Annotated in this window: 19 protein-coding genes and 1 pseudogene; 15 read left to right on the top strand and 5 right to left on the bottom strand. The window is 71.2% G+C overall.

Annotation, left to right across the window (positions count from 1 at the left end; genetic code table 11):
- Positions 1-63 precede the first annotated feature (63 nt).
- Positions 64-828, top strand: a complete 765-nt coding sequence (locus POF73_RS15570; protein WP_272115355.1) for an SDR family oxidoreductase — start codon at positions 64-66, stop codon at positions 826-828.
- Positions 829-1,201: 373 nt separating this feature from the next.
- Here the strand turns inward: POF73_RS15570 and POF73_RS15565 are convergent.
- Together POF73_RS15565 and POF73_RS15560 are read right to left on the bottom strand one after the other, a co-directional pair.
- Positions 1,202-1,883 (bottom strand): annotated as a pseudogene (locus POF73_RS15565) (aldo/keto reductase).
- A gap of 72 nt (positions 1,884-1,955) precedes the next feature.
- On the bottom strand, positions 1,956-2,282 hold the full coding sequence (locus tag POF73_RS15560) for a nuclear transport factor 2 family protein (RefSeq protein WP_272115354.1): 327 nt from the start codon (positions 2,280-2,282) through the stop codon (positions 1,956-1,958).
- A gap of 133 nt (positions 2,283-2,415) precedes the next feature.
- Here POF73_RS15560 and POF73_RS15555 point away from each other — a divergent pair, with 133 nt between their 5' ends.
- Positions 2,416-3,009 (top strand): DoxX family protein, encoded by a 594-nt coding sequence (locus POF73_RS15555; protein ID WP_272115353.1) that lies wholly within the window; start codon positions 2,416-2,418, stop codon positions 3,007-3,009.
- Between the two features lie 22 nt (positions 3,010-3,031).
- Here the strand turns inward: POF73_RS15555 and POF73_RS15550 are convergent, their stop codons facing one another.
- The 3 genes from POF73_RS15550 to POF73_RS15540 form a co-directional block, all read right to left on the bottom strand.
- Positions 3,032-3,598: a YciI family protein gene (locus POF73_RS15550; protein WP_272115352.1), complete on the bottom strand. Its 567-nt coding sequence runs from the start codon at positions 3,596-3,598 to the stop codon at positions 3,032-3,034.
- Between the two features lie 41 nt (positions 3,599-3,639).
- Positions 3,640-3,969, bottom strand: coding sequence for a hypothetical protein (locus tag POF73_RS15545; protein ID WP_443049522.1), 330 nt, complete (start codon positions 3,967-3,969; stop codon positions 3,640-3,642).
- Positions 3,970-4,257: 288 nt separating this feature from the next.
- On the bottom strand, positions 4,258-5,793 hold the full coding sequence (locus POF73_RS15540) for an esterase/lipase family protein (protein WP_272115351.1): 1,536 nt from the start codon (positions 5,791-5,793) through the stop codon (positions 4,258-4,260).
- A gap of 184 nt (positions 5,794-5,977) precedes the next feature.
- Between POF73_RS15540 and POF73_RS15535 the strand changes: the two genes are divergently transcribed.
- The 13 genes from POF73_RS15535 to POF73_RS15475 all read left to right on the top strand — a co-directional run bounded on the left by POF73_RS15535 (position 5,978) and on the right by POF73_RS15475 (position 19,617).
- Complete coding sequence (locus POF73_RS15535; RefSeq protein ID WP_272115350.1) at positions 5,978-7,027, top strand: hypothetical protein; 1,050 nt, start codon at positions 5,978-5,980, stop codon at positions 7,025-7,027.
- A 146-nt stretch (positions 7,028-7,173) separates the two neighbouring features.
- Positions 7,174-8,169 carry a lytic transglycosylase domain-containing protein gene (locus POF73_RS15530; RefSeq protein ID WP_272115405.1) on the top strand — a complete coding sequence of 332 codons (996 nt, stop codon included), beginning with the start codon at positions 7,174-7,176 and terminating at the stop codon, positions 8,167-8,169.
- A gap of 136 nt (positions 8,170-8,305) precedes the next feature.
- Positions 8,306-9,325, top strand: a complete 1,020-nt coding sequence (locus POF73_RS15525) for a sigma-70 family RNA polymerase sigma factor (RefSeq protein ID WP_272115349.1) — start codon at positions 8,306-8,308, stop codon at positions 9,323-9,325.
- A gap of 97 nt (positions 9,326-9,422) precedes the next feature.
- On the top strand, positions 9,423-10,370 hold the full coding sequence (locus POF73_RS15520) for an ABC transporter ATP-binding protein (RefSeq protein WP_272115348.1): 948 nt from the start codon (positions 9,423-9,425) through the stop codon (positions 10,368-10,370).
- On the top strand, positions 10,367-11,146 hold the full coding sequence (locus POF73_RS15515; RefSeq protein ID WP_272115347.1) for an MlaE family ABC transporter permease: 780 nt from the start codon (positions 10,367-10,369) through the stop codon (positions 11,144-11,146). Before POF73_RS15520 ends, POF73_RS15515 begins: the two co-directional genes overlap by 4 nt.
- Before the next feature lie 3 nt (positions 11,147-11,149).
- Positions 11,150-11,953 (top strand): MlaE family ABC transporter permease, encoded by an 804-nt coding sequence (locus POF73_RS15510; RefSeq protein WP_272115346.1) that lies wholly within the window; start codon positions 11,150-11,152, stop codon positions 11,951-11,953.
- A gap of 23 nt (positions 11,954-11,976) precedes the next feature.
- On the top strand, positions 11,977-13,227 hold the full coding sequence (locus tag POF73_RS15505) for an MCE family protein (protein WP_272115345.1): 1,251 nt from the start codon (positions 11,977-11,979) through the stop codon (positions 13,225-13,227).
- Complete coding sequence (locus tag POF73_RS15500) at positions 13,224-14,279, top strand: MCE family protein (RefSeq protein WP_272115344.1); 1,056 nt, start codon at positions 13,224-13,226, stop codon at positions 14,277-14,279. The genes POF73_RS15505 and POF73_RS15500 overlap by 4 nt, the downstream gene beginning before the upstream one ends.
- Positions 14,276-15,469 (top strand): MCE family protein, encoded by a 1,194-nt coding sequence (locus tag POF73_RS15495; RefSeq protein WP_272115343.1) that lies wholly within the window; start codon positions 14,276-14,278, stop codon positions 15,467-15,469. Before POF73_RS15500 ends, POF73_RS15495 begins: the two co-directional genes overlap by 4 nt.
- Positions 15,466-16,584 carry an MCE family protein gene (locus tag POF73_RS15490; RefSeq protein WP_272115342.1) on the top strand — a complete coding sequence of 373 codons (1,119 nt, stop codon included), beginning with the start codon at positions 15,466-15,468 and terminating at the stop codon, positions 16,582-16,584. Before POF73_RS15495 ends, POF73_RS15490 begins: the two co-directional genes overlap by 4 nt.
- Positions 16,581-17,858, top strand: coding sequence for an MCE family protein (locus tag POF73_RS15485; RefSeq protein WP_272115341.1), 1,278 nt, complete (start codon positions 16,581-16,583; stop codon positions 17,856-17,858). Before POF73_RS15490 ends, POF73_RS15485 begins: the two co-directional genes overlap by 4 nt.
- Complete coding sequence (locus POF73_RS15480) at positions 17,855-19,132, top strand: MCE family protein (RefSeq protein ID WP_272115340.1); 1,278 nt, start codon at positions 17,855-17,857, stop codon at positions 19,130-19,132. Before POF73_RS15485 ends, POF73_RS15480 begins: the two co-directional genes overlap by 4 nt.
- Positions 19,129-19,617, top strand: a complete 489-nt coding sequence (locus POF73_RS15475) for a hypothetical protein (protein ID WP_272115339.1) — start codon at positions 19,129-19,131, stop codon at positions 19,615-19,617. The genes POF73_RS15480 and POF73_RS15475 overlap by 4 nt, the downstream gene beginning before the upstream one ends.
- Positions 19,618-19,626 lie beyond the last annotated feature (9 nt).

The following is a 19,626-nucleotide window of genomic DNA, read 5'->3' as shown; positions in this document are numbered from 1 at the left end:
ACAACACCCGGATGGCGGATGGATGAGTTCCGGATGGCGGACCCTCGCCTACGCTGCGGGCCCATGACGAACAGGCAAACGGACACGAGGATCGCCGTGGTGACCGGCGCCGGATCCGGCATCGGGCGGGCGGTCGCGGTGGAACTGCTGCGCGCGGGCTGGTCGGTGGCGCTGGCCGGGCGGCGCGTGGAGACGCTGGAGGAGACGGCGAGGCTGGTGCCCGACGGGGCCGCGCTCGCCGTACGGACGGACGTGGCGCGGCAGGAGGACGTGGCCGCACTGTTCGCCGCCACCGTGGAGCGGTTCGGGCGGGTTGACCTGCTGTTCAACAACGCGGGGACGTTCGGGCCCGGCGGGGTGCCGTTCGAGGAGCTGTCGTACGACGCGTGGCGGCATGTCGTGGACACCAACCTCAACGGGGCGTTCCTCTGCGCGCAGGCGGCGTTCCGGCAGATGAAGGAGCAGGACCCGCACGGCGGCCGGATCATCAACAACGGCTCGATCTCCGCACACACACCCCGCCCGCGCTCGGCGCCCTACACGGCGACCAAGCACGCACTGACCGGCCTGACCAAGTCGCTGTCGCTGGACGGACGGCCGTACGACATCGCCGTCGGCCAGATCGACATCGGCAACGCGGCGACCGACATGACCGCCCGGATGCAGACGGGCGCACTACAGGCCAACGGGTCCGTGGTCCCCGAGCCGGTCATGGACGTCACCGACGTGGCGCGGACCGTGCGGCACATGGCGGAGCTGCCGCTGGAGGCGAACGTGCAGTTCGCGACGGTGCTGGCGACGGCCATGCCGTACGTGGGACGCGGCTGAGGTTCCGGCGCACCCTCGCCATCTCCACAACTTGCACAACCGGAGTCCAGAATTCCGCCGCATCGCAGCCGGTCGGAGGCATATGCTCAACTTCTCGTGCACCAGAGCTTCACATTTGGAGCACGAGGCTTCCGCAGACCACTCCGAGGGGGGAGGCGGCAGCCGTTCCACGATCACCGGGTGGGGGTGGATCTCGCGTGGGACCGCGAGGTACACACCGGTGCGTGGAACGGCTGCCGCGTAGGCGCTCCGCTGTGAGTGCCGCGATCGGCCGTCGGTTGTCTGCCGCGCCGTTGTGGCTGGTCGCGCCCACGCGGCGGAGCCGCATATCGACTCAGCCCCGCGCCCCTCAGGGCGTTGCAGCGCCCGGGGCTCAGCGGCCCAGGACCCGGTCGACCTCGGTCATCTGCTCCGCCGTCAGCGGACCCTTCGCGAGCGCGCCCGCGTTCTGCTCGGCCTGGGCGACGGAGCGGAATCCCGGGATCGGCACGGAGCGGGGGCTGCGGGCCCACAGCCACGCGAGGGCGCCCTGTCCGAGGGTGCGGCCGCCGCTGGTGAGCACGCCCTTCAGCGCGTCGACGCGGGCGACCCAGTCCGGGGCGGCGCCCGATCCGTCCTCGAAGCCCTGCAGCCACTGCGGCGGCCGGCTGCGGATGTCCCCGGCCTCCAGGGCCTGACCGCTCCTGCGCCTGCCGGTGAGCAGGCCCATCGCCAGCGGGCTGCGGTTGACGCTCGCCAGCTCCAGCTCCTCGCACAGGGCGAACATCTCCGGCGCGTCCTGGAGCACATTGGCCATGTGCTGTACGGTGCCCGGCGCCGTAGGTGTCGGCGGTGTCGAAGAAGGTGACGCCCAGGTCGAGGGCGCGCCGCACCGCCCGTACCGACTCCTCGTCGTCGACCTTGCCCCAGCCCAGTGGCTGCCCGTCGGTGGACTGCCGCCCCCACGCTCGAATGCGCTCGCGCGGGGGGGACCCCCATCCCCCGATGGCCCAGCGGCCGAAGCCGAGCGCGCTCACCTCGATGCCGGTGCGTCCCAAAGTCCTCTTGGTCTCCATGAGGCGGGACGTTAGAAGTTGGAGCGCACACGAGGGCAAGCGCTTACGGAAATTCTCCTGAGCCTCCGCCCGTTACGCCTGACCGGTCTCGAAGCGGGAGATCCTGCCGTCGTCCTCGATCTCGAAGTGCCACCGGGTGCGCATCTCGCCCCAGGCGTCGTTGCGGTAGCTGGCGAGGAGGTCGCGGCCGTGGTTCGACTCGTTGTCGACCTCCATGTGGCCGTTGGACGAGAAGATTTCCTGCTCGATCCAGTCGGCGAGGTCGCGGTCGGTGCCGTCGTCCGCCATGGTCGCGCCGGGCGCGAGGACGTTCAGGAAGCCCTCGCGGTCATGGGCGTTGACGGCGGTGACGAAGGCGCGGACGGCCGGATCGCTGAGTTTGGACGTCTGAATCGTCATACCGGTCACCCTCACACCGCCCCCGGCGGTCCGCCACCCGAACGGCGGCGAAGGCGGGCCGGTTGAGTGTCTTCGATGCCACGGTGGATACGCGGGAGGGGACCTGTCCCTGCTGACTGTTCCGGGAGTCGCTGTGAGTACTGGGAGTGCTGTGTGTGCCGGTAAGGCCCTCGGCCGGCGTGATCTGGGTCTGCTGCTGCTCCGGCTGGGTGCCGGCGGGGTGCTGGTCGCGCACGGCACCCAGAAGCTGTTCGGCTGGTTCGGCGGCCACGGCATCCACGGGACCGGCGAGTTCATGGAGTCGGTCGGCTACCGCCCCGGCAAGGTGAGCGCGACCGCCGCGGGCCTCGCGGAGACCGGCGGCGGCACACTGCTGGCGCTGGGGCTGGCGACGCCCGGTGCGGGCGCGGCGGCGGCCGGGGCGATGGCCGGGGCGTCCGCGGTGCACGCCCCGAACGGCTTCTTCAACCAGGGCGGCGGCTACGAGTACGCCGCCACCCTGGGCCTGGCCGCGACCGGCCTCGCGATCACCGGCCCCGGCCGCCTCTCCCTCGACCACGCCCTGGGCCACGTCCTCGACCGCGGCTGGATGGTCCCCACCGCCCTCGCGGCGACGGCGGCCGTGACGGCCCTGGTGGTGGGGGCACGGAACAGGAGGCTGGACAGGCCGGAGAAGGAGGACGGAGCGGCGGCGTTCGAGGGACAGGAGCCGTTGTTCGGCGAGTAGCGAGCAGGTGGAGTGGGTCGGCTCAGGGCCGCCGCCCGCCGAACTCCCACTCGTGGACCTCGATGTCGGCATACCGGTCCGGTATCAGCACGGCGCGTGCGGTGTCCGGGTCCGGCGCCCGGAGCAGCACGGCCGTACCCAGCCAGGCGCTGCCGTCGTCGGACAGCAGAGGCCCGTACGCGATCAGCGCGTCCCGGTCGGCCGGCCCGGCGAGGTCGTCGGCCCGGCCCGCGGCCAGGACGTGTTGTCCCAGGCCGAGCACCAGGTACCGGTTGCCCCCGCTCGGGCCGCCGGGGAAGTCCCACATGGTGCGCCCCAGCAGATTGCGCCACCGGCGCAGGAGCACGTCCCGGTACACGCCCGCCTGGTGGTTGGGCTCGTCGAAGGCGAAGGCGCGGGCGGCGGCGGCATCGGGCAGGTCGACGATGTGCACACTGCCGGTGGGTGTCTCGCCGTCGTCGGCGAAGGTGGGGCCGCGGGCGATCATCTCCTTCGCGTACCGGTCCATGTAGGACCAGTGCTCTTCCAGCAACTCGTCGCGCAGGGTGAGCGAGCCGGGCCGGTCTCGGTGGTAGCAGAAGTACTCCATGCCTCCAGACCCTCACCGACGTACGGCGGCATCTCAACCGGTTACCGCGCAGGCGTCAGCCGCAGCACCGTCCCCTCCCCGTTCGCCGACAGCAGCAAGGTCCCGTCCGCCCCCACCGCCAGCCCGGCGAAGCGACGGGCCATCCCCGGCATCCCGCCTGCGAAGAGAGCGGGTTCCGCACGCGGGACGCCCCCCCCCCCCCGCGGCGCCCCGACCGGCAGGTCCTCCGCGTCGACGCGGGACTCCCCCGTCGTCAGCGACACGGCCCGCAGCCTGCGCGGCCCCGTCTCCTCCGGCAGCGTCACATCGATGATGACCAGATCGAACCGGCGCTCGGCGAGCAGGGCGGTGGCCTCGGTGCCGCGGCCCACCGCGACGGTCCGGTGACCGGTCAGCTCCAGCAGTGCGGAGAACGGCTCACAGGTGCGGCATCGCCGAGGACGAGCAGGACATCCGGTACCGCGTCGGTCGACGGCGGTTTCGGCATGCGGTCAGCTTACCTGCGGGTTGCCTCAGGCAAGTAAGTCCCGGCCGCGGCGGCGACACGGCCGCGCCACCGTCTGCGTGGGCCGCGCCACCGTCTGCGTAGGCCGCGCCACCGTCTGCGTAGGCCGCGCCACCGTCTGCGTAGGCCGCGCTCCCGTCCGCGTGGCCGCGCCTCACGTCCAGGGCGTCGCGACGAGCCGGATCCTCGCGTCGGCGCCGACGAGGCGTGCGGTGGTGGCGGGCAGCGGGATGTGGGCGACCCAGCGGCCGGCGGCGGGGTCCTCGTCGGAGCGGGGCGAGCCGGCGGCCCGGTGGTCACGGATGGCGCCTTCGATCTCCGAGTTCCAGGTGGCCCAGATGCCGGGGCCGGCGTCCGGTGGGCCGACGTCGATGACGAGCGTGTCGGAGAAGTCGGCGGACTGCTCCAGGTGGTCGCCGAGACCGAGGAAGCCGCCCCGCTCGCGCAGGGAGATCAGCCGCAGGTCGAGGATGAACCGCATGGGCTCGTCGGTGGCCGTGGGGGCCCGCAGGCCGCTGTTGAGGAAGGTGGTGGCCAGCGAGACCGAGGCGTCCTCCCCTGCCCGGCGTCCGTCGAGCTGGATGGGGCACCAGTGGGCCGCGAGCCGCTCGTGCATCATCACGGGCAGCCCGCGCACCGACAGCCGGGACTCGGCCTGCCACACGATGTCGTCGTCATCGGGCAGCCGGTAGCCGACCAGCGACGCCTCGATCCGGGTGTCCCCGAACAGGAACCGCCGCAGGTTCTGGTAACCCTCCTCGGAGTTGACCATGCCGTAACGCCCGCTGTGGCTGCGGTGCACGAAGGCCCGTTGCGCGCCCGGCACATACGCGTTCTCGATCTGCACGAGTCCGTCGCTGTGCGGCCCGACGGCGGCCGAGGACAGGCCGAGGGCGACGTCGTAGTCGGCCGGGTTGGTCCCCACGAGGCAGAAGATCCGCTCGACGGGCAGCGCCCCCGGCCCCTGCGGCATCGGACGGGCGTCCCACCCGCCGGGCCGGTGAGGCGTCCGGTCCAGCTCGGCCTGCGGGGTGAGGTACTCGTACATCCGCCGGGGCCCGAAGATGTCCGCGCCCTGGATGCCGAAGGTGTCCCGCATCTTCTCCAGCAGCCCGCCCCCGAGGTCGAAGGAGATGCCGCCGTGCGGGGTGCCGTAGGTGAAGAACTTGGCGACGCAGTCGGCGGCCGCGCGCCCCTGGTCGGGCAGGATCTTCTGGAGCAGGCAGCGGCAGATCAGGCCGCCCATCGAGTGGGCCACGAGGATGACGGCGGGCGCGCCGGTCTTCACACGGAGTTCGTCGATCAGGTCGCGCAGATCGGCGGCGGCGTCCTCCAGCCGGTACTCCTGAGGGCTGCCGCCCCAGGTCGAGGCCGAGCGGTCGTAGAAGCGGTGGATCCAGATGGTGTCGGGGCGGACCTCGTTCGCCTGGCGGCCGGCCAGATAGGCCCGCTGGTCACCCTTCACGAGGAGGTCGTAGCCCTCTTCCTGCATCAGCCGCAGCAGCGGGCTCTCGAACTGGTGGAAGAGCGGCTGGTTGTCGGCGCCGACGCGGACGTGGGTGGAGCCCTCGTTGAAGCCGTAGAAGGGGTCGTCCACGGCCTTGTTGATCCCGCTCGTGCCGCCGGCGAATCCCCGGACGTAGACGATGGGGAGTTTGCGGTTGTCGTTCTTGTCGCGGTTGTCGTCCACGCCTTGCCTCCAAAAGCACCGGGGCCATCTCTCCTGAGTAGATGAATCCCGGAACTTCGGCCTCCAGGAATAGCCCGGAACGGTGATGTGGGGGGCGTGTCACCCGTGGGGAGCAGGCCGCCTGGTCGTGCCAGGTGCGGGCGTGTCGTACTGGAGGTTCCCGAGGGAAGCCACGGAGGCCCGGATGTCCGCGCGGCAGAGGATCAATCTCGCGCCCTGGCTGGAGCTGCCGCTGACCGTGATCTCCCGGCTGCGCACCCAGCTGGCCATGGAGGAGAGCGGTGGTGCGGGGGACGACGACGGCCGGCGCCGGGCGGTGCTCGACGGGGCGCGGGGGCATCTCGACCAAGCCGAGGCGGCGTGTCTGAACGTGCCGAGGTTCCAGCCCAGAGCCGGCACCCTGGAGCGCATCTGGTCGAACATCCGGGCCGCCGACGCCGATCTGCTCTCCATCGCCTGCGACGACGAGGTCCGCGCGAGGACCCCGGAGATCCTGGGCATGGTGCGCCGGAACCTGTCGGAGACCAGCCCGCAGCGGCAGGCCGTGCAGGATGTCGCCGACAAGGTCGAGGCCGGCCCGGCCCCCCTCACGGCCCAGGACCGGAGCACCCTGGTCAGGGCGCTCGCCTTCGCCTACGCGTCCCTGGGCGGCAGACACCGACGCGTACGCGTCCTGGCGGACCTGCTCTGGATCTTCACGGGGGCGGCGGTCCTGGGCCTGATCGCACTGGCGGCGTGGGGCTACGCCGACGAGGACGCCGTGGACCTGTGCTTCCAGCCGCAGCCGCCCGGCAACCGGGTGGTCTGCCCCACCGGCGAGCACGAGGTCCCTCCCGAGGGCCCGCCCCCCTTGGCCGAGGCCCCCGCCGTCACGGACGTCGTCACCGGCAACTACGCCAGGAACCAGGACGTCCTCACCGTGGAGTTCGCGGGGCTCATCGGAGCGTCCCTCACCGTGGTCACGGCGGTGCGCCGGATCCAGCCGAACCACGCCACCCAGTACCAGTTCCGGCTGCCGCTCGCCGCCGCCGTACTGAAGTTCCCCATGGGCGCCCTGTCCGCCGTCGCCGGAATCCTGCTCATCAAGGGCGCCTTCGTCCCCGGCCTGAGCAACCTCGACAGCTCCGCCCAGATCATCGGCTGGTCGATCGTCTTCGGAGCGGCCCAGCACCTGGTCACGCACATCGTCGACCAGCGGGCGGAGGAGGCGCTGAGCGGCGTGCGGAAGCCGTAGCGGCGGGACGCCGCGCGAACCCGTGCGACGGACCTGCCGCCCCGCCCCGTAGAGCAGACGACAGGCATCCGTCTGCGGGGAGGGGACAGCAAGTGGCAGGGCACGGAGTCAGAGCCGCGAGGGGTACGGCGGCCGCGGTCGCGGCGATGGTCGCGCTGACCGCGTCAGGGGCGCCGGGGGTGGTCGCGGAACGAGCCTCGGACCAGAGACAGCCACTCGCCGAGCAAGGCCCCAGCGTCTCCGGCGACACCCCGTTCCGCACCGAACTGCCACCCCTGCGGACCTCGAAACACGGCGGCGACGCGGCACCGGCCGTCGCGGGCGCCCCGCTTCCGGCGAGCGTGTTCGCCGCGTACCGCCGCGCCGAGGACCGGCTCGCGCGCGAGGCACCCGGCTGTCGGCTGCGCTGGCAGTTGCTGGCGGCGATCGGGCAGGTGGAGTCCGGCCAGGCCCGGGGCGGACGGGTGACGTCGGACGGTACGACCGTGACGCCGATCCTCGGACCTCGGCTGGACGGCGTGGCCTTCGCACGGATCCGGGACACCGACGGCGGCGCCCATGACGGGGACGCGGTGTACGACCGCGCGGTCGGGCCGATGCAGTTCATCCCGTCGACGTGGGCCCGCTGGGGCGCCGACGGCAACGGCGACGGGCGCGCGGATCCGAACAACGTCTTCGACGCGGCCCTCGCCGCCGGGCGCTACCTGTGCGCGGGCGGGCGGGATCTGTCCGTCCCGGCCGAGCTGGACCGGGCGATCCTCGGCTACAACCAGTCGGCGGCCTATCTGCGCACGGTGCGGGCCTGGTACGCGTACTTCCTGGACGGGCACCGGGTGGTACCGGACAGTTCAGCTGATTCAGTGATACGTCCTGAGCCGCCGCGGACGCCCTCGAAGCCGAGGGAGGTCTCGTCGCCGCGCCCCTCCGCCCACCCGAGCCCCACCCCGTCGGCGCCCGTCCCAACCCGTCCGGCCACCGCCCCCGAGGAGCCGGAGGAGACGACGGAGCCCCAACTCCCCCTCCCCACCCCGGACATCGAGCACGTCGCCGACGACCTGCTCTCCGACGACGCCCCGCTGACCAGTAACAGCGCGAAATCGATCACCGCTCCCCCCTCCACAACCTCCGATACCCGGCGGTAATGTCGCCCCCCGCCGGACGGCACGAGACCGGCGGGATGAGTGCGAAGGGGCCCTCATGGCGACGGACATGCCTGCGGACAAGCCTGCGAACAAGCTCGCAGAGACCTCTGCGGAGACATGTGCACGGACACTTGCGATGCCGCACGGCACCGACGAGCGTTGGCGGCTCATGTGGAGTCACCGCGAGCAGCTGCTCAAGGTGGCCCGGCGCAGGTCGATGAGTGCGGAGGACGCCGAGGACGCGGTGCACGAGGCGATGCTGCGCGCCGCGGAACGCCCCGACCTGGACGACGAGCGCCTGGCGGCCTGGCTGACGACGGTCACGATGCGGCTGTGCGTCGACCGCTACCGGCAGGTGAACCGCGAGGCCGAGGTACGCACCAGCCCGACCCTCGTCGCCCCCGGCCCCGTGCCCGTCGAGGAGGCGGTGTGCGACCGGGCCGAGGCGAAGTGGCTGGCGGTGCGCAGCGGTGAGCTGCCCGCGCGGCAGGCCGAGGCGCTGCGGCTGAAGTCGGAGGACCTGGACGTCGGGCAGGTCGCCGTCCGGATGGGGCTCAGCTACCGGACCGTCGAGTCGCTGCTGGCCCGGGCGCGACGGACACTGCGGCAGTCGCTGGCCGCGACGCTCGGGTTCGCGCTGTTCCTCATCGGGTGGGGTCGGCCCCGCGGCGCCGGCAAGGTGCAGGCCGTGGCGGTGGCCTCGACGGCGGCGACGCTGGTGGTGGCGGGGTTCGTGCTGCCGTACGCGCTCGACGGGGGCGGGGGTCAGGGCGGGGGCGGTACGGCTCCGCGGCCCGTCGTCGCCACACCGGGTGTGGAGGCGCTGCGGACGGACGGCACGACCGAGGGCGCCCCTCGGGGGAACCGCGCCTCCGCCACGGCGGCCGGGCGGAAGTCGGCCGGGGCGACGCCGGGAGAATCGTTCCGGCCGCTGTCCGTGCTGGAAGTGCCGAACATACCGGACGTACCGGACGTGCCGAAGCTCCCGGAAGTGCCGGACGTATCGGTTCCCGCGGTCTCGGTGACCCCCCTGCCGGTGCTGACCACGCCGGAGGTCCCGCAGGTGCCCGAGGTCCCGGAGCTGCCCGAGGTCCCGGAGCCGTCGGTCGAGCCCTCCGCCCCTCTTCCCCTCCCTACCGCGACCCCACTGCCGTAACCCGCTCGAAAAAAATCCGCCATCCCGGCGACGGACACCCCGCCCCTCCCCGTAGAGCAGATGTCAGAGCTGCTCCAGGGGCCGAAGGGTGGACCGGATGGGTGTCGAGATCTGTGTGGAAGGGCTGACCAAGTCCTTCGGTCACCAGGTCATCTGGCAGGACGTCTCGCTGACGCTGCCCGCCGGGGAGGTCTCGGTCATGCTCGGCCCCTCGGGCACGGGCAAGTCGGTCTTCCTCAAGACGCTCGTGGGACTGCTGAAGCCGGAGCGTGGCTCGATCACGATCCAGGGCCGGGACATCACCAGGCTGCGCGAGCACGAGCTGTACGAGGTGCGGAAGCTGTTCGGCGTGCTGTTCCAGGACGGCGCGCTGTTCGGGTCGATGAACCTGTACGACAACATCGCGTTCCCGCTGCGCGAGCACACCCGTAAGTCCGAGAGCGAGATCCGGCGCATCGTGCTGGAGAAGATGGACATGGTCGGGCTGATCGGCGCCGAGGGGAAGCTGCCCGGCGAGATCTCCGGCGGGATGCGCAAGCGGGCCGGGCTGGCCCGGGCACTGGTGCTCGATCCGGAGATCATCCTGTTCGACGAGCCGGACTCGGGCCTCGACCCGGTTCGGGTGGCCTACCTCAACCAGTTGATCGTCGACCTCAACGCCCAGATCGACGCGACCTTCCTGATCGTCACGCACGACATCGCCTCGGCCCGCCAGGTGCCGGACAACATCGGGCTGCTGTTCCGCCGCGAGCTGGTCATGTTCGGGCCCCGCGAGGAGCTGCTGACCAGCGGCGAGCCCGTCGTACGGCAGTTCCTGAACGGCAGGATGCAGGGCCCGATCGGCATGGCGGAGGAGAAGGACGCGGCCCAGGTCGAGCAGGAGCTGGCCGCCCTCGGCGCCGACGGCAGGGGCCCACGCTCTCCCGGCGCTCAGGCACTGACTCCCCGCCTGCTGCCGGGGCCGGGCATCCCGCGCCCACCGCGCTGGGAGGCGATCGCCCGGCGCGAGGCGGCGCTGCACCAGAAGGCGGGGGCCGGCGCATGAGCCTGTCACGTCTGTCTCCGATCGGAGCGCTGCGGCACTCGGGGAGCCTGTTCGCGATGGCGCTGGACGTCGTCCGGACCGTCCCCCGACGGCCCTTCCAGGCAAGGGAGTTCATCCAGCAGGCGTGGTTCGTCGCGAGCGTGACGATCCTGCCGACGGCGCTCGTCTCCATCCCCTTCGGGGCGGTCATCGCGCTCCAGATCGGCAGTCTGACCCGGCAGTTGGGCGCCCAGTCCTTCTCCGGGGCCGCCTCCGTGCTGGCGGTGCTGCGGGAGGCCTCGCCGATCGTCACGGCGCTCCTGATCGCGGGTGCGGGCGGCACGGCGATCTGTGCGGACCTCGGGGCGCGGAAGATCCGGGACGAGATCGACGCGATGCAGGTGCTGGGCATCGACCCGATCCACCGGCTGGTGGTGCCGCGGGTGCTGGCGTCGATGGTCGTGGCCGTGCTGCTCAACGGCCTGGTGTCGGTGGTCGGCGTGGCAGGCGGGTACTTCTTCAACGTCGTCCTGCAGAACGGCACCCCCGGCGCCTACCTCGCCTCCTTCACCACGCTCGCCCAGCTCTCCGACCTGTGGGCGGCGGAGGTCAAGGCACTCGTGTTCGGCGCGATCGCCGCGATCGTCGCCTCGTACAAGGGGCTCACGGCGAAGGGCGGCCCGAAGGGTGTGGGCGACGCGGTGAACCAGTCGGTGGTGATCACCTTCATGTTGCTGTTCGTGACCAACTTCGTGATGACCGCGGTGTACTTCCAAGTCGTCCCGCAGAGGGGCTGAGGCATGGCGCTGTTGAACCGTCTTGAGCAGCTGGGCAGCCAACTGGTCTTCTACGGCCGCTCGTTGGCGTGGACCGGCCGCACCCTGCGCCGCTACAAGAAGGAGATCCTGCGGCTGCTCGCCGAGGTGAGCTTCGGCCGGGGCGCCCTCGCGGTGGTGGGCGGCACGGTCGGTGTGATCGCCTTCCTGTCCTTCTTCACCGGCACGGAGGTCGGTCTCCAGGGCTACGCGGCCCTCAACCAGCTCGGCACCTCGAACTTCGTCGCCTTCCTCTCGGCGTACTTCAACACCCGCGAGATCGCCCCGCTGGTGGCGGGACTCGCGCTCTCGGCGACGGTCGGCGCCGGGTTCACGGCGCAGCTGGGCGCGATGCGGATCAGCGAGGAGACCGACGCCCTCGAAGTCATGGGCGTGCCCTCGCTGCCGTTCCTGGTGACGACGCGGATGATCGCCGGGTTCGTGGCCGTGATCCCGCTTTACGTGATCGGCCTGCTCTCCTCCTACCTGGCCGCCCGCACCATCACCACCGGCTACTACGGCCAGTCCGCGGGCACCTACGACCACTACTTCCAGCAGTACCTGCCACCGGTCGACGTGCTGTGGTCGTTCGGCAAAGTGCTCGTCTTCGCCGTGCTGATCATCCTGGTGCACTGCTTCTACGGCTACCACGCGAGCGGCGGCCCGGCGGGCGTCGGCGTCGCCGTGGGCCGCGCGGTGCGGACCTCGATCGTGGCGATCAACGTCCTGGACTTCTTCCTGTCGCTGGCGATCTGGGGCGCCAGCACGACCGTACGGATCGCGGGGTGAGCCGCCGAATGAGGGTGCGCCGTATGAGGGTGCTGAGACTGCGGCTGTACGGCGTGGTGTTCATCGCCGTGCTCGCCCTGCTGCTGGGGCTGTCGGTCGCCGTCTACCGCCAGGCCTTCACGCCGGTCGTGCGGATCACCCTGGAGGCCGACAGCCTCGGCAACCAGCTCGATCCACGGGCCGACGTCAAGCTGCGCGGACTGCTGGTCGGCGAGGTGCGCGAGGTGCGGGCCGACGGGACGAAGGCGACGCTCGACATCGCGCTCAGGCCGGAGCACGTCGCGTACATCCCGTCGGACGTGCACGCGCGGCTGCTGCCGAAGACGCTGTTCGGCGAGAAGTACGTCGACCTGGTGCCGCCCGCCGGTGCCGGCGCCTCGTCCGCCCGCCCGATCCGGGCCGGCGACGTCATCACCCAGGACCGCACCCGGGTCGGTATCGAGGTGCAGCAGCTGATGAACGACCTGCTGCCCCTGCTGCGCACCGTGCGGCCCGGCCGGCTCAACGCCACGCTCTCCGCCTTCGCCACCGCCCTCGAAGGCCGCGGCGACCGCATCGGCGACAACCTCACCCGCCTGGAGGCCTACCTGCGCCGCATCAACCCCCATCTGCCGTCCCTCACCGCGGACATCGCCCGCTTCGCCGAGGTCGCCGAGCTGTACGGCGACGCGGCGCCCGACCTGATGGAGCTCCTGCGCAACACGGTCACCACCAGCCGCACGCTGGTCGAGAACAAGGACCGGCTGGCGGCCGCACTGAAGACCACGGCGACCGTCGCGGGCACGGCCGAGGACTTCCTCGACGTGAACGGCGGCCGGCTGATCACCCTCGGCCGGGTCTCGCGCCCGACGCTGGAGCTGTTTGCCCGGTACTCCCCCGAGTACCCGTGTCTGCTGGCCGGTCTGGTCCGGCAGGAGAGGGCCTCGGAGGGGGCGTTCCGGGGCGGGAAGATGCACATCACCCTGGAGGTCGTACGGCAGCAGGGGGCGTACGAACCCGGTGAGGAGCCGCGCTACGGCGAGCGGTCGGGGCCCGATTGCCGCGATCTGCCGAATCCGCCGGTGCCGGCACCCGGCGCTCACCTCAACGACGGTTCACGGTCAGGGGGTTCGGCCGCGTCCGGCCCGCTCGGCGCGTCCGCCACCCGGGCCGAGCAGCGGGCCGTCGGCTCGCTGGTGGCGCCCGTCCTGGGCGTGCCCGCCGACGAGGTGCCGCCGGTCGCGACGCTGCTGTTCGGGCCGTTGGCGCGCGGGACGGCGGTGAGTGTGGCATGAGGAGCACGGGAGGGGCCCGGCAGACGGCCGCCCCGCTCATCAAGTTCAGCCTCTTCGCGCTGGTGACGGTGGTGGCGACGGCCCTGCTGGCCGCCACCATCGTGAACATCTCCCTCACCCCGGAGCATCGCTACCACGCGGTGTTCAGCGACGTCACCGGCCTGGCGGAGGGCGACGACATCCGGGTGGCCGGGGTTCGGGTCGGCGAGGTCGAGGGCATCCGGATCAAGGACCGGACGCTGGCCGAGGTCACCTTCACGGTCAGCCAGGACCGGCCGCTGCCGACCAGCACGGGTGCGGTCATCCGGTACCGCAACCTGGTCGGCCAGCGGTACGTCGCACTCACCGAGGGCACGGGCGACGGCACCCGGCTGCTGCGCCCCGGCGCGACGATCCCGCTGTCGCGCACCCGGCCCGCCCTTGACCTCAACGCGCTGCTGAACGGCTTCAAGCCGCTGTTCGCCGCGCTCAGCCCGAACGACGTCAACCAGCTCGCCACCGAGATCATCAGGACGCTCCAGGGCGAGGGTGGCACCGTCAACAGCCTGCTCATGCACACGGCGTCGCTCACTTCGACGCTGGCCGGCCGCGACAAGCTGATCGGCTCGGTGATCGACAACCTCGGCACCGTGCTGGAGACCCTCGACAAGCGCGGCGCCCGTTTCTCCGGGCTGCTCAAGCAGTTGCGCCGGGTCATCTCGGGTCTGTCCGCGGACCGCAAACCGATCGGGCAGTCCCTGGTGAGCATCGGCGACCTGACGGACGCCACCTCGGGGCTGCTGAAGGACGCGCGTCCACCGCTGAAGGACGACCTCGCCGAGCTGACCGACCTCACCGGAACGCTGAACGACAACGAGAAGACCGTGGAGGGCGTGCTGAAGCGGCTGCCGAACAAGCTGGGCGAGCTGACGGGGACGGCGTCCTACGGCTCGTGGTTCAACTTCTACCTGTGCGACTTCGACGGCCGGATCGTGCTGCCGAAGACGGAGTCGACGTCCCAGCAGGTGCTCACGCCCGAGATGCATGTGGCGAGGGCGAGGTGCGGGGCATGAGCCGCAAGCAGCGTCCGGAGCCGTTGTTCAGGGTGCGGGTCGAGCCGCCGAGGCTACCGAAGATCCGTCTGCCGAAGGTACGGCTCCTGCCGCGCCGCAGGCCCCGCCGGCAGCCGCTGTTCAAGGTGCACGTCGAGCCGCCTCGCATACGGCTCCCGCGCATCCGCCGCCCGCACCTGTCCCCGTTCCGTGTGGGGGCACCTCCCACGCCTTTCAGGCAGTGGGGGAGCAATCCCGTCGTCATCGGCGCGGTCGGCCTCACTGTCCTGGCGTTGCTGACGGTGGCCGCCTTCAACGCCGACCGCCTCCCGCTGATCGGCGACGGCGAGACGTACAGCGCGGCCTTCGCGGAGGCTGGCGGGCTCAAGCCGGGTGACGAGGTGCGGATCGCCGGGGTCAAGGTCGGCAAGGTGGAGGAGGTCGATCTGGACGGCGACCACGTCAAGGTCACCTTCAAAATCAAGGGCGAGCCCGGCTTCGGCGGCGACACCGGCGCGTCGATCCGGGTCAAGACGATCCTCGGCGCCAAGTACCTGGCCCTGCACCCCAGGGGGAAGGGCCAGTTGAAGCCCGGCAGCGAGATACCGCTGAAGCGCACAGTCCCGGCCTACGACGTCGTACAGGCCTTCAGCGACCTCACGACGACGACCGAGGACGTCGACACCGACCGCGTGGCGAAGGCCCTGGACACCCTCTCCGCCACCTTCGAGGACTCACCGGACGAGGTGCAGGCCTCCCTCAAGGGCCTGTCGCGGATCTCCCGGACCGTGGCCTCGCGCGACAAGGCGCTGCGCGAGTTGCTCGGCCACGCGAACGGCGTCACGGGCGTCCTGGCCGACCGCTCCGGGGACTTCACGGCCCTGGTCAAGGACGGCGACAAGCTGTTCAAGGAGATCAGCAGGCGGCGCGAGGCCATCCACCGGCTGCTGAGGAGCTCCGCCGCGCTCGGCATCCAGCTCTCCGGCCTGGTCCAGGACAACGACAAGGAGATCGGGCCCGCGCTCAAGGGCCTGAACGGCGTGGTGGACATGCTCGAACGGAACCAATCCAGTCTGGACCGGAGCATCAGGCTCCTCGCGCCGTACGTACGGCTCTTCACCAACACCCTGGGCAACGGCCGCTGGTTCGACTCCTACGTCCAGAACCTGGTCGCCGCTCCGGTGGAGCCGAGGACGGGAGGGGTGCGATGAGCGGCCGTTGGAAGAGGCGCGCGGCCCTGCTCGCCGTACTGACCCTGATCGCCGCGCTCATGTACGTCCTGTGGCCGCGCCCCGAGCCGGTCCGTGTCACCGCGTACTTCCCGCGCACGGTCGGCATCTACCCCGGCTCGGACGTCCGCGTCCTGGGTGTCCGGATCGGTGAGGTCAAGGGGATCACGCCGGAGGGCGGCCGGGTACGGGTGGAGCTGGAGTACGACGCGGACCGCAAGGTCCCGGCGGACGCCCAGGCCGCGATCATCAACTCCTCGGTGGTCAGCGACCGTTACGTACAGCTGCTGCCGGTGTACCGGGGCGGCGGTCCGGTGCTGCGGACCGGGGACGAGATCCCCGAGTCGCGTACGGCCGTACCCGTGGAACTGGACCGGGTCTTCGACTCCCTCCACACCACCGCCGAGGCGCTCGGCCCCAAGGGCGCCAACAAGGACGGCGCCCTGTCCCGGCTGCTCGGGGTGAGCGCGGACAACCTGGACGGCCAGGGCAAGAACCTCAACCAGACGGTCGAGGACCTGTCGGCGGCGGTCACGACGCTCTCCGACGGCCGCACCGACCTGTTCGGCACGATCCGCAACCTCCAGGTGTTCACGGCGGCGCTGGCGGCGGACGACCGGAGCGTGCGGTCGTTCAACAGCAGCCTCGCGAAGGTCGCCGGGCAGCTGGCGGGCGAACGCGAGGACTTGGCGGCCGCGCTGAAGAACCTGGGGACGGCGCTGGGTGACGTGTCGGCCTTCGTGAAGAGGAACAAGAACTCCCTGACCTCGAACGTGGAGGGGCTCAGCAAGGTGACCAAGGTGCTCGTCACCCAACGGGCGGCGCTGCAGGAGCTGCTGGAGGTGGCCCCGACCGGCCTGTCCAACCTCAACAACGCCTACAACCCGTCGTCCGGCACCCTCGACACCCGCAACAACGCCGACCAGGCGCAGGATCCGGCGTCGCTGCTGTGCTCGATCCTGAGGACGACCGGGGAGAAGACCGACTGCCGGGACCTGAGGGACCTCTTCGCCTCCCTGCCCGAGGTGCCCCAGGGACCGGCGGTCACCGGCACGGTCGACCGCACCCTCGGCGGAATCCTGGGGGCGAGCGCATGAGCGGGCTGCGCAAGGGCGGGGCGGTGGCCTGGGCGGCGGTCGGCTCGCTGTTCCTCTCCGGCTGCGGGTTCAACGGCTGGTACGACGTCCAACTGCCCGGCGGCGCGGCCTCGGACGGCCACGCGTACCACGTGACCGTCGAGTTCCGTGACGTACTGGACCTGGTGCCGCAGTCGGCGGTGAAGGTCAACAACGTCACGGTCGGCGCCGTCGAGAAGGTGGAGTTGCAGGGCTGGCACGCGAAGGTACGCCTCCGGGTCGCCGACTCGGTGAAGCTGCCCGGCAACGCGATCGCGGAGCTACGTCAGACCAGCATGCTGGGCGAGAAGTACGTGGCGCTGTCGAAGCCGACGGGCACGGCGTCGGTCGGCCGTCTGAGCGACGGCGCTGTGATCCCCCTGTCCCGCAGTGGCCGCAACCCGGAGATCGAGGAGGTGCTGTCCGCGCTGTCGGCGCTGCTCAACGGCGGCGGGGTGGCCCAGCTCAAGACGATCACCGTGGAGCTGAACAAGGCGCTGGCCGGACGGGAGAACCGGGTCAGGTCGCTGCTGAAGGAGCTGGACGTCTTCCTGGGCGGCCTGGACAGGCAGAAGGCGGACATCGTCCGCGCGCTGAAGGCCGTGGACCGACTCGCCAAGCGCCTCGGCAAGGAGAAGGAGACCATCGCCGAGGCGGTGGAGGAGATGCCGCCGGCTCTCAAGGTCCTGGCCGACCAGCGCCGCGACCTGACGAGGATGCTGACGGCCCTGTCGAAGCTGGGCCGGACGGGCACCAAGGTGGTCGACGCCTCCCACGACGACGCGGTCGCCAACCTCAGACAGCTCCGCCCGATCCTGCAACAGCTCAACAGGGCGGGCGATGACCTGCCCAACTCCCTTGAGTTGCTGACGACTTACCCGTTCCCCCGGAACGCCGTGGACGCCATCAAGGGCGACTACGTCAACCTGCACATCACGGCGGACCTCGACCTGGCGGGGATCTACGGCAACCTGACGGGCAGGCCGGGCGGGGACGGCGGAGACGGGGGCGAGGAGGGCCCCGAGCTCCCCGGGACCCCGGACGTACCCGATCTCCCGAACGCCCCTGAGCTGCCGGGTGTGCCGACGCCCACGGCGTTGCCGAACGGCCCGAGCGCGCCGTCGGCCCCGTCCGGAGGCGGCGAGGACCTGCTCTGCCCGCCGGTGTGCACGGCCAACTACATGGCCGAGGGCGACTGGCCCGAGGGCATCGACCTCGAACTCGCCGAGCTGATGCTGAAGGGGGTCCGGCCATGATCACCCGTACCGTCAAGATCCAACTGCTGGCCTTCGCCACCCTCACCGCCGTGGGAGTGTCGTACGTGGGCGCCGAGTACACGGGGCTGGTGGACGACGTCCTGGACCGCGGCTACACGGTCCGCGCGGACTTCGCCGACTCCGGGGGCCTCTTCCCCGGCGCCGAGGTGACGTATCGCGGGGTGCCGGTGGGGAAGGTGGGCACCCTGCACCTGTCGGGCAAGGACGGGGTGTCGATCGCCCTGGACCTGGACGACGACGCGCCCCGCATCCCGGCGGACACCCTCGCCGTGGTGGCGAACCGCTCGGCGGTGGGCGAGCAGTACGTAGACCTGCAGCCGCGCGCCTCGCACGGCCCGTACCTGCTGGACGGCAGCGGCATCCCGCGTCGGAACACCCGCGTACCGCTGCCGACGACCGACCTGGTCCTCAGCCTGGACCGCCTGCTCAACTCGGTCGGCAAGAAGGACCTGCGGGTGACGGTCGACGAGTTGGGCGAGGCCTTCGCCGGAACCGGCCCGGACCTGAGCCGCCTGGTGAACTCGGGCAACGAGCTGGTGGAGTCGGCGTCGGACGCGCTGCCGGAGACGATCGCGCTGATCGAGGACTCCCGGAAGGTCCTGAAGACACAGGCCGACCAGGGCTCTTCGATCAAGTCCTTCGCACACGATCTGGCCGCCCTGTCGGCCCAGTTGAAGGCGAGCGACGGGGACCTGCGCAAGCTGATCGGCAACGCGAGACCGGCGGCACAGGAGGTCAACTCCCTGCTCAAGTCGCTCTCGCCGCGCCTGTCGGTCCTGCTGGCCAATCTGATCAGCGGCGGCCGGGTGACGCTGGCCCGGCTGCCCGGCGTGGAACAGGCCCTGGTCACCTTCCCTGCGATGGTGGCGGGCAGCTACACGGTGATCCCAGGCGACGGCACGACCCACTTCGGCCTGGTCGTGAACGCCGACGACCCGCCGGCCTGCACCCAGGGCTACGGCACGAGGCGCCGCGACCCGGCGGACACCAGCACACGCGAGGCGAACACGGACGCCCGCTGCACACTGCCGCGCGGAAGCGAGTCGTCGGTGAGGGGCGCGCAGAACGCCCCCGGCGCATCGACCTCGTACGGCGGCGCGAACCAGGCGGCGTACGTCACCCCGTACGACCCACAGACCGGCACCACCACCGGCCCGGACGGAAGGGCCCTGAAGATCGGCACGACGGGCGGCCAGCGGGCCGTGTTCGGAAAGGAGTCGTGGCAATGGCTGCTCGTTGGCCCCATGGCATGAAGCTGAAGCGACCGAGGAGGCTGACGGCCGCCCTCGTCACGGCGACCGCCCTGACCACAGCCCTGACGATCTGGCTGTCCCTGGGCCTCTACGCACAACACGAGACGGACCGGCGCCACCAGGACATCCTGTCCGCGGCCCGCCAGTCGGCACTGAACTTCACCTCGCTCGACTACCGGCACTACGACCGCGACAGCGCGAACGTCCTGGCGGGCGCGACCGGCGACTTCAAGAAGCAGTTCGCGGCACAGACGCAGCAGCTGACGCGGCTGGTCGCGACGAACAGGTCCGTCTCCGAGGGCCAGGTCCTGGAGGCGGGCATCGTCCGCTCCGACGAGGACTCGGCCCGCGTCCTGGTGGTGGCCGACAGCAAGGTGACCAACACGGCGGCGCCGAAGGGCGAGGCGCGCAACTACCGCCTGCAGCTCGACCTGGTCCACCGGGACGGCCGCTGGCTGACGTCGGACGTCGAGTTCGTCGGCTGACCGACACCA

This window comes from Streptomyces sp. HD (assembly GCF_028369295.1).
GTDB lineage: Bacteria > Actinomycetota > Actinomycetes > Streptomycetales > Streptomycetaceae > Streptomyces.
The sequence above is the reverse complement of the archived record's forward strand: the minus strand, read 5'-3'. Positions and strand labels throughout refer to the sequence as shown.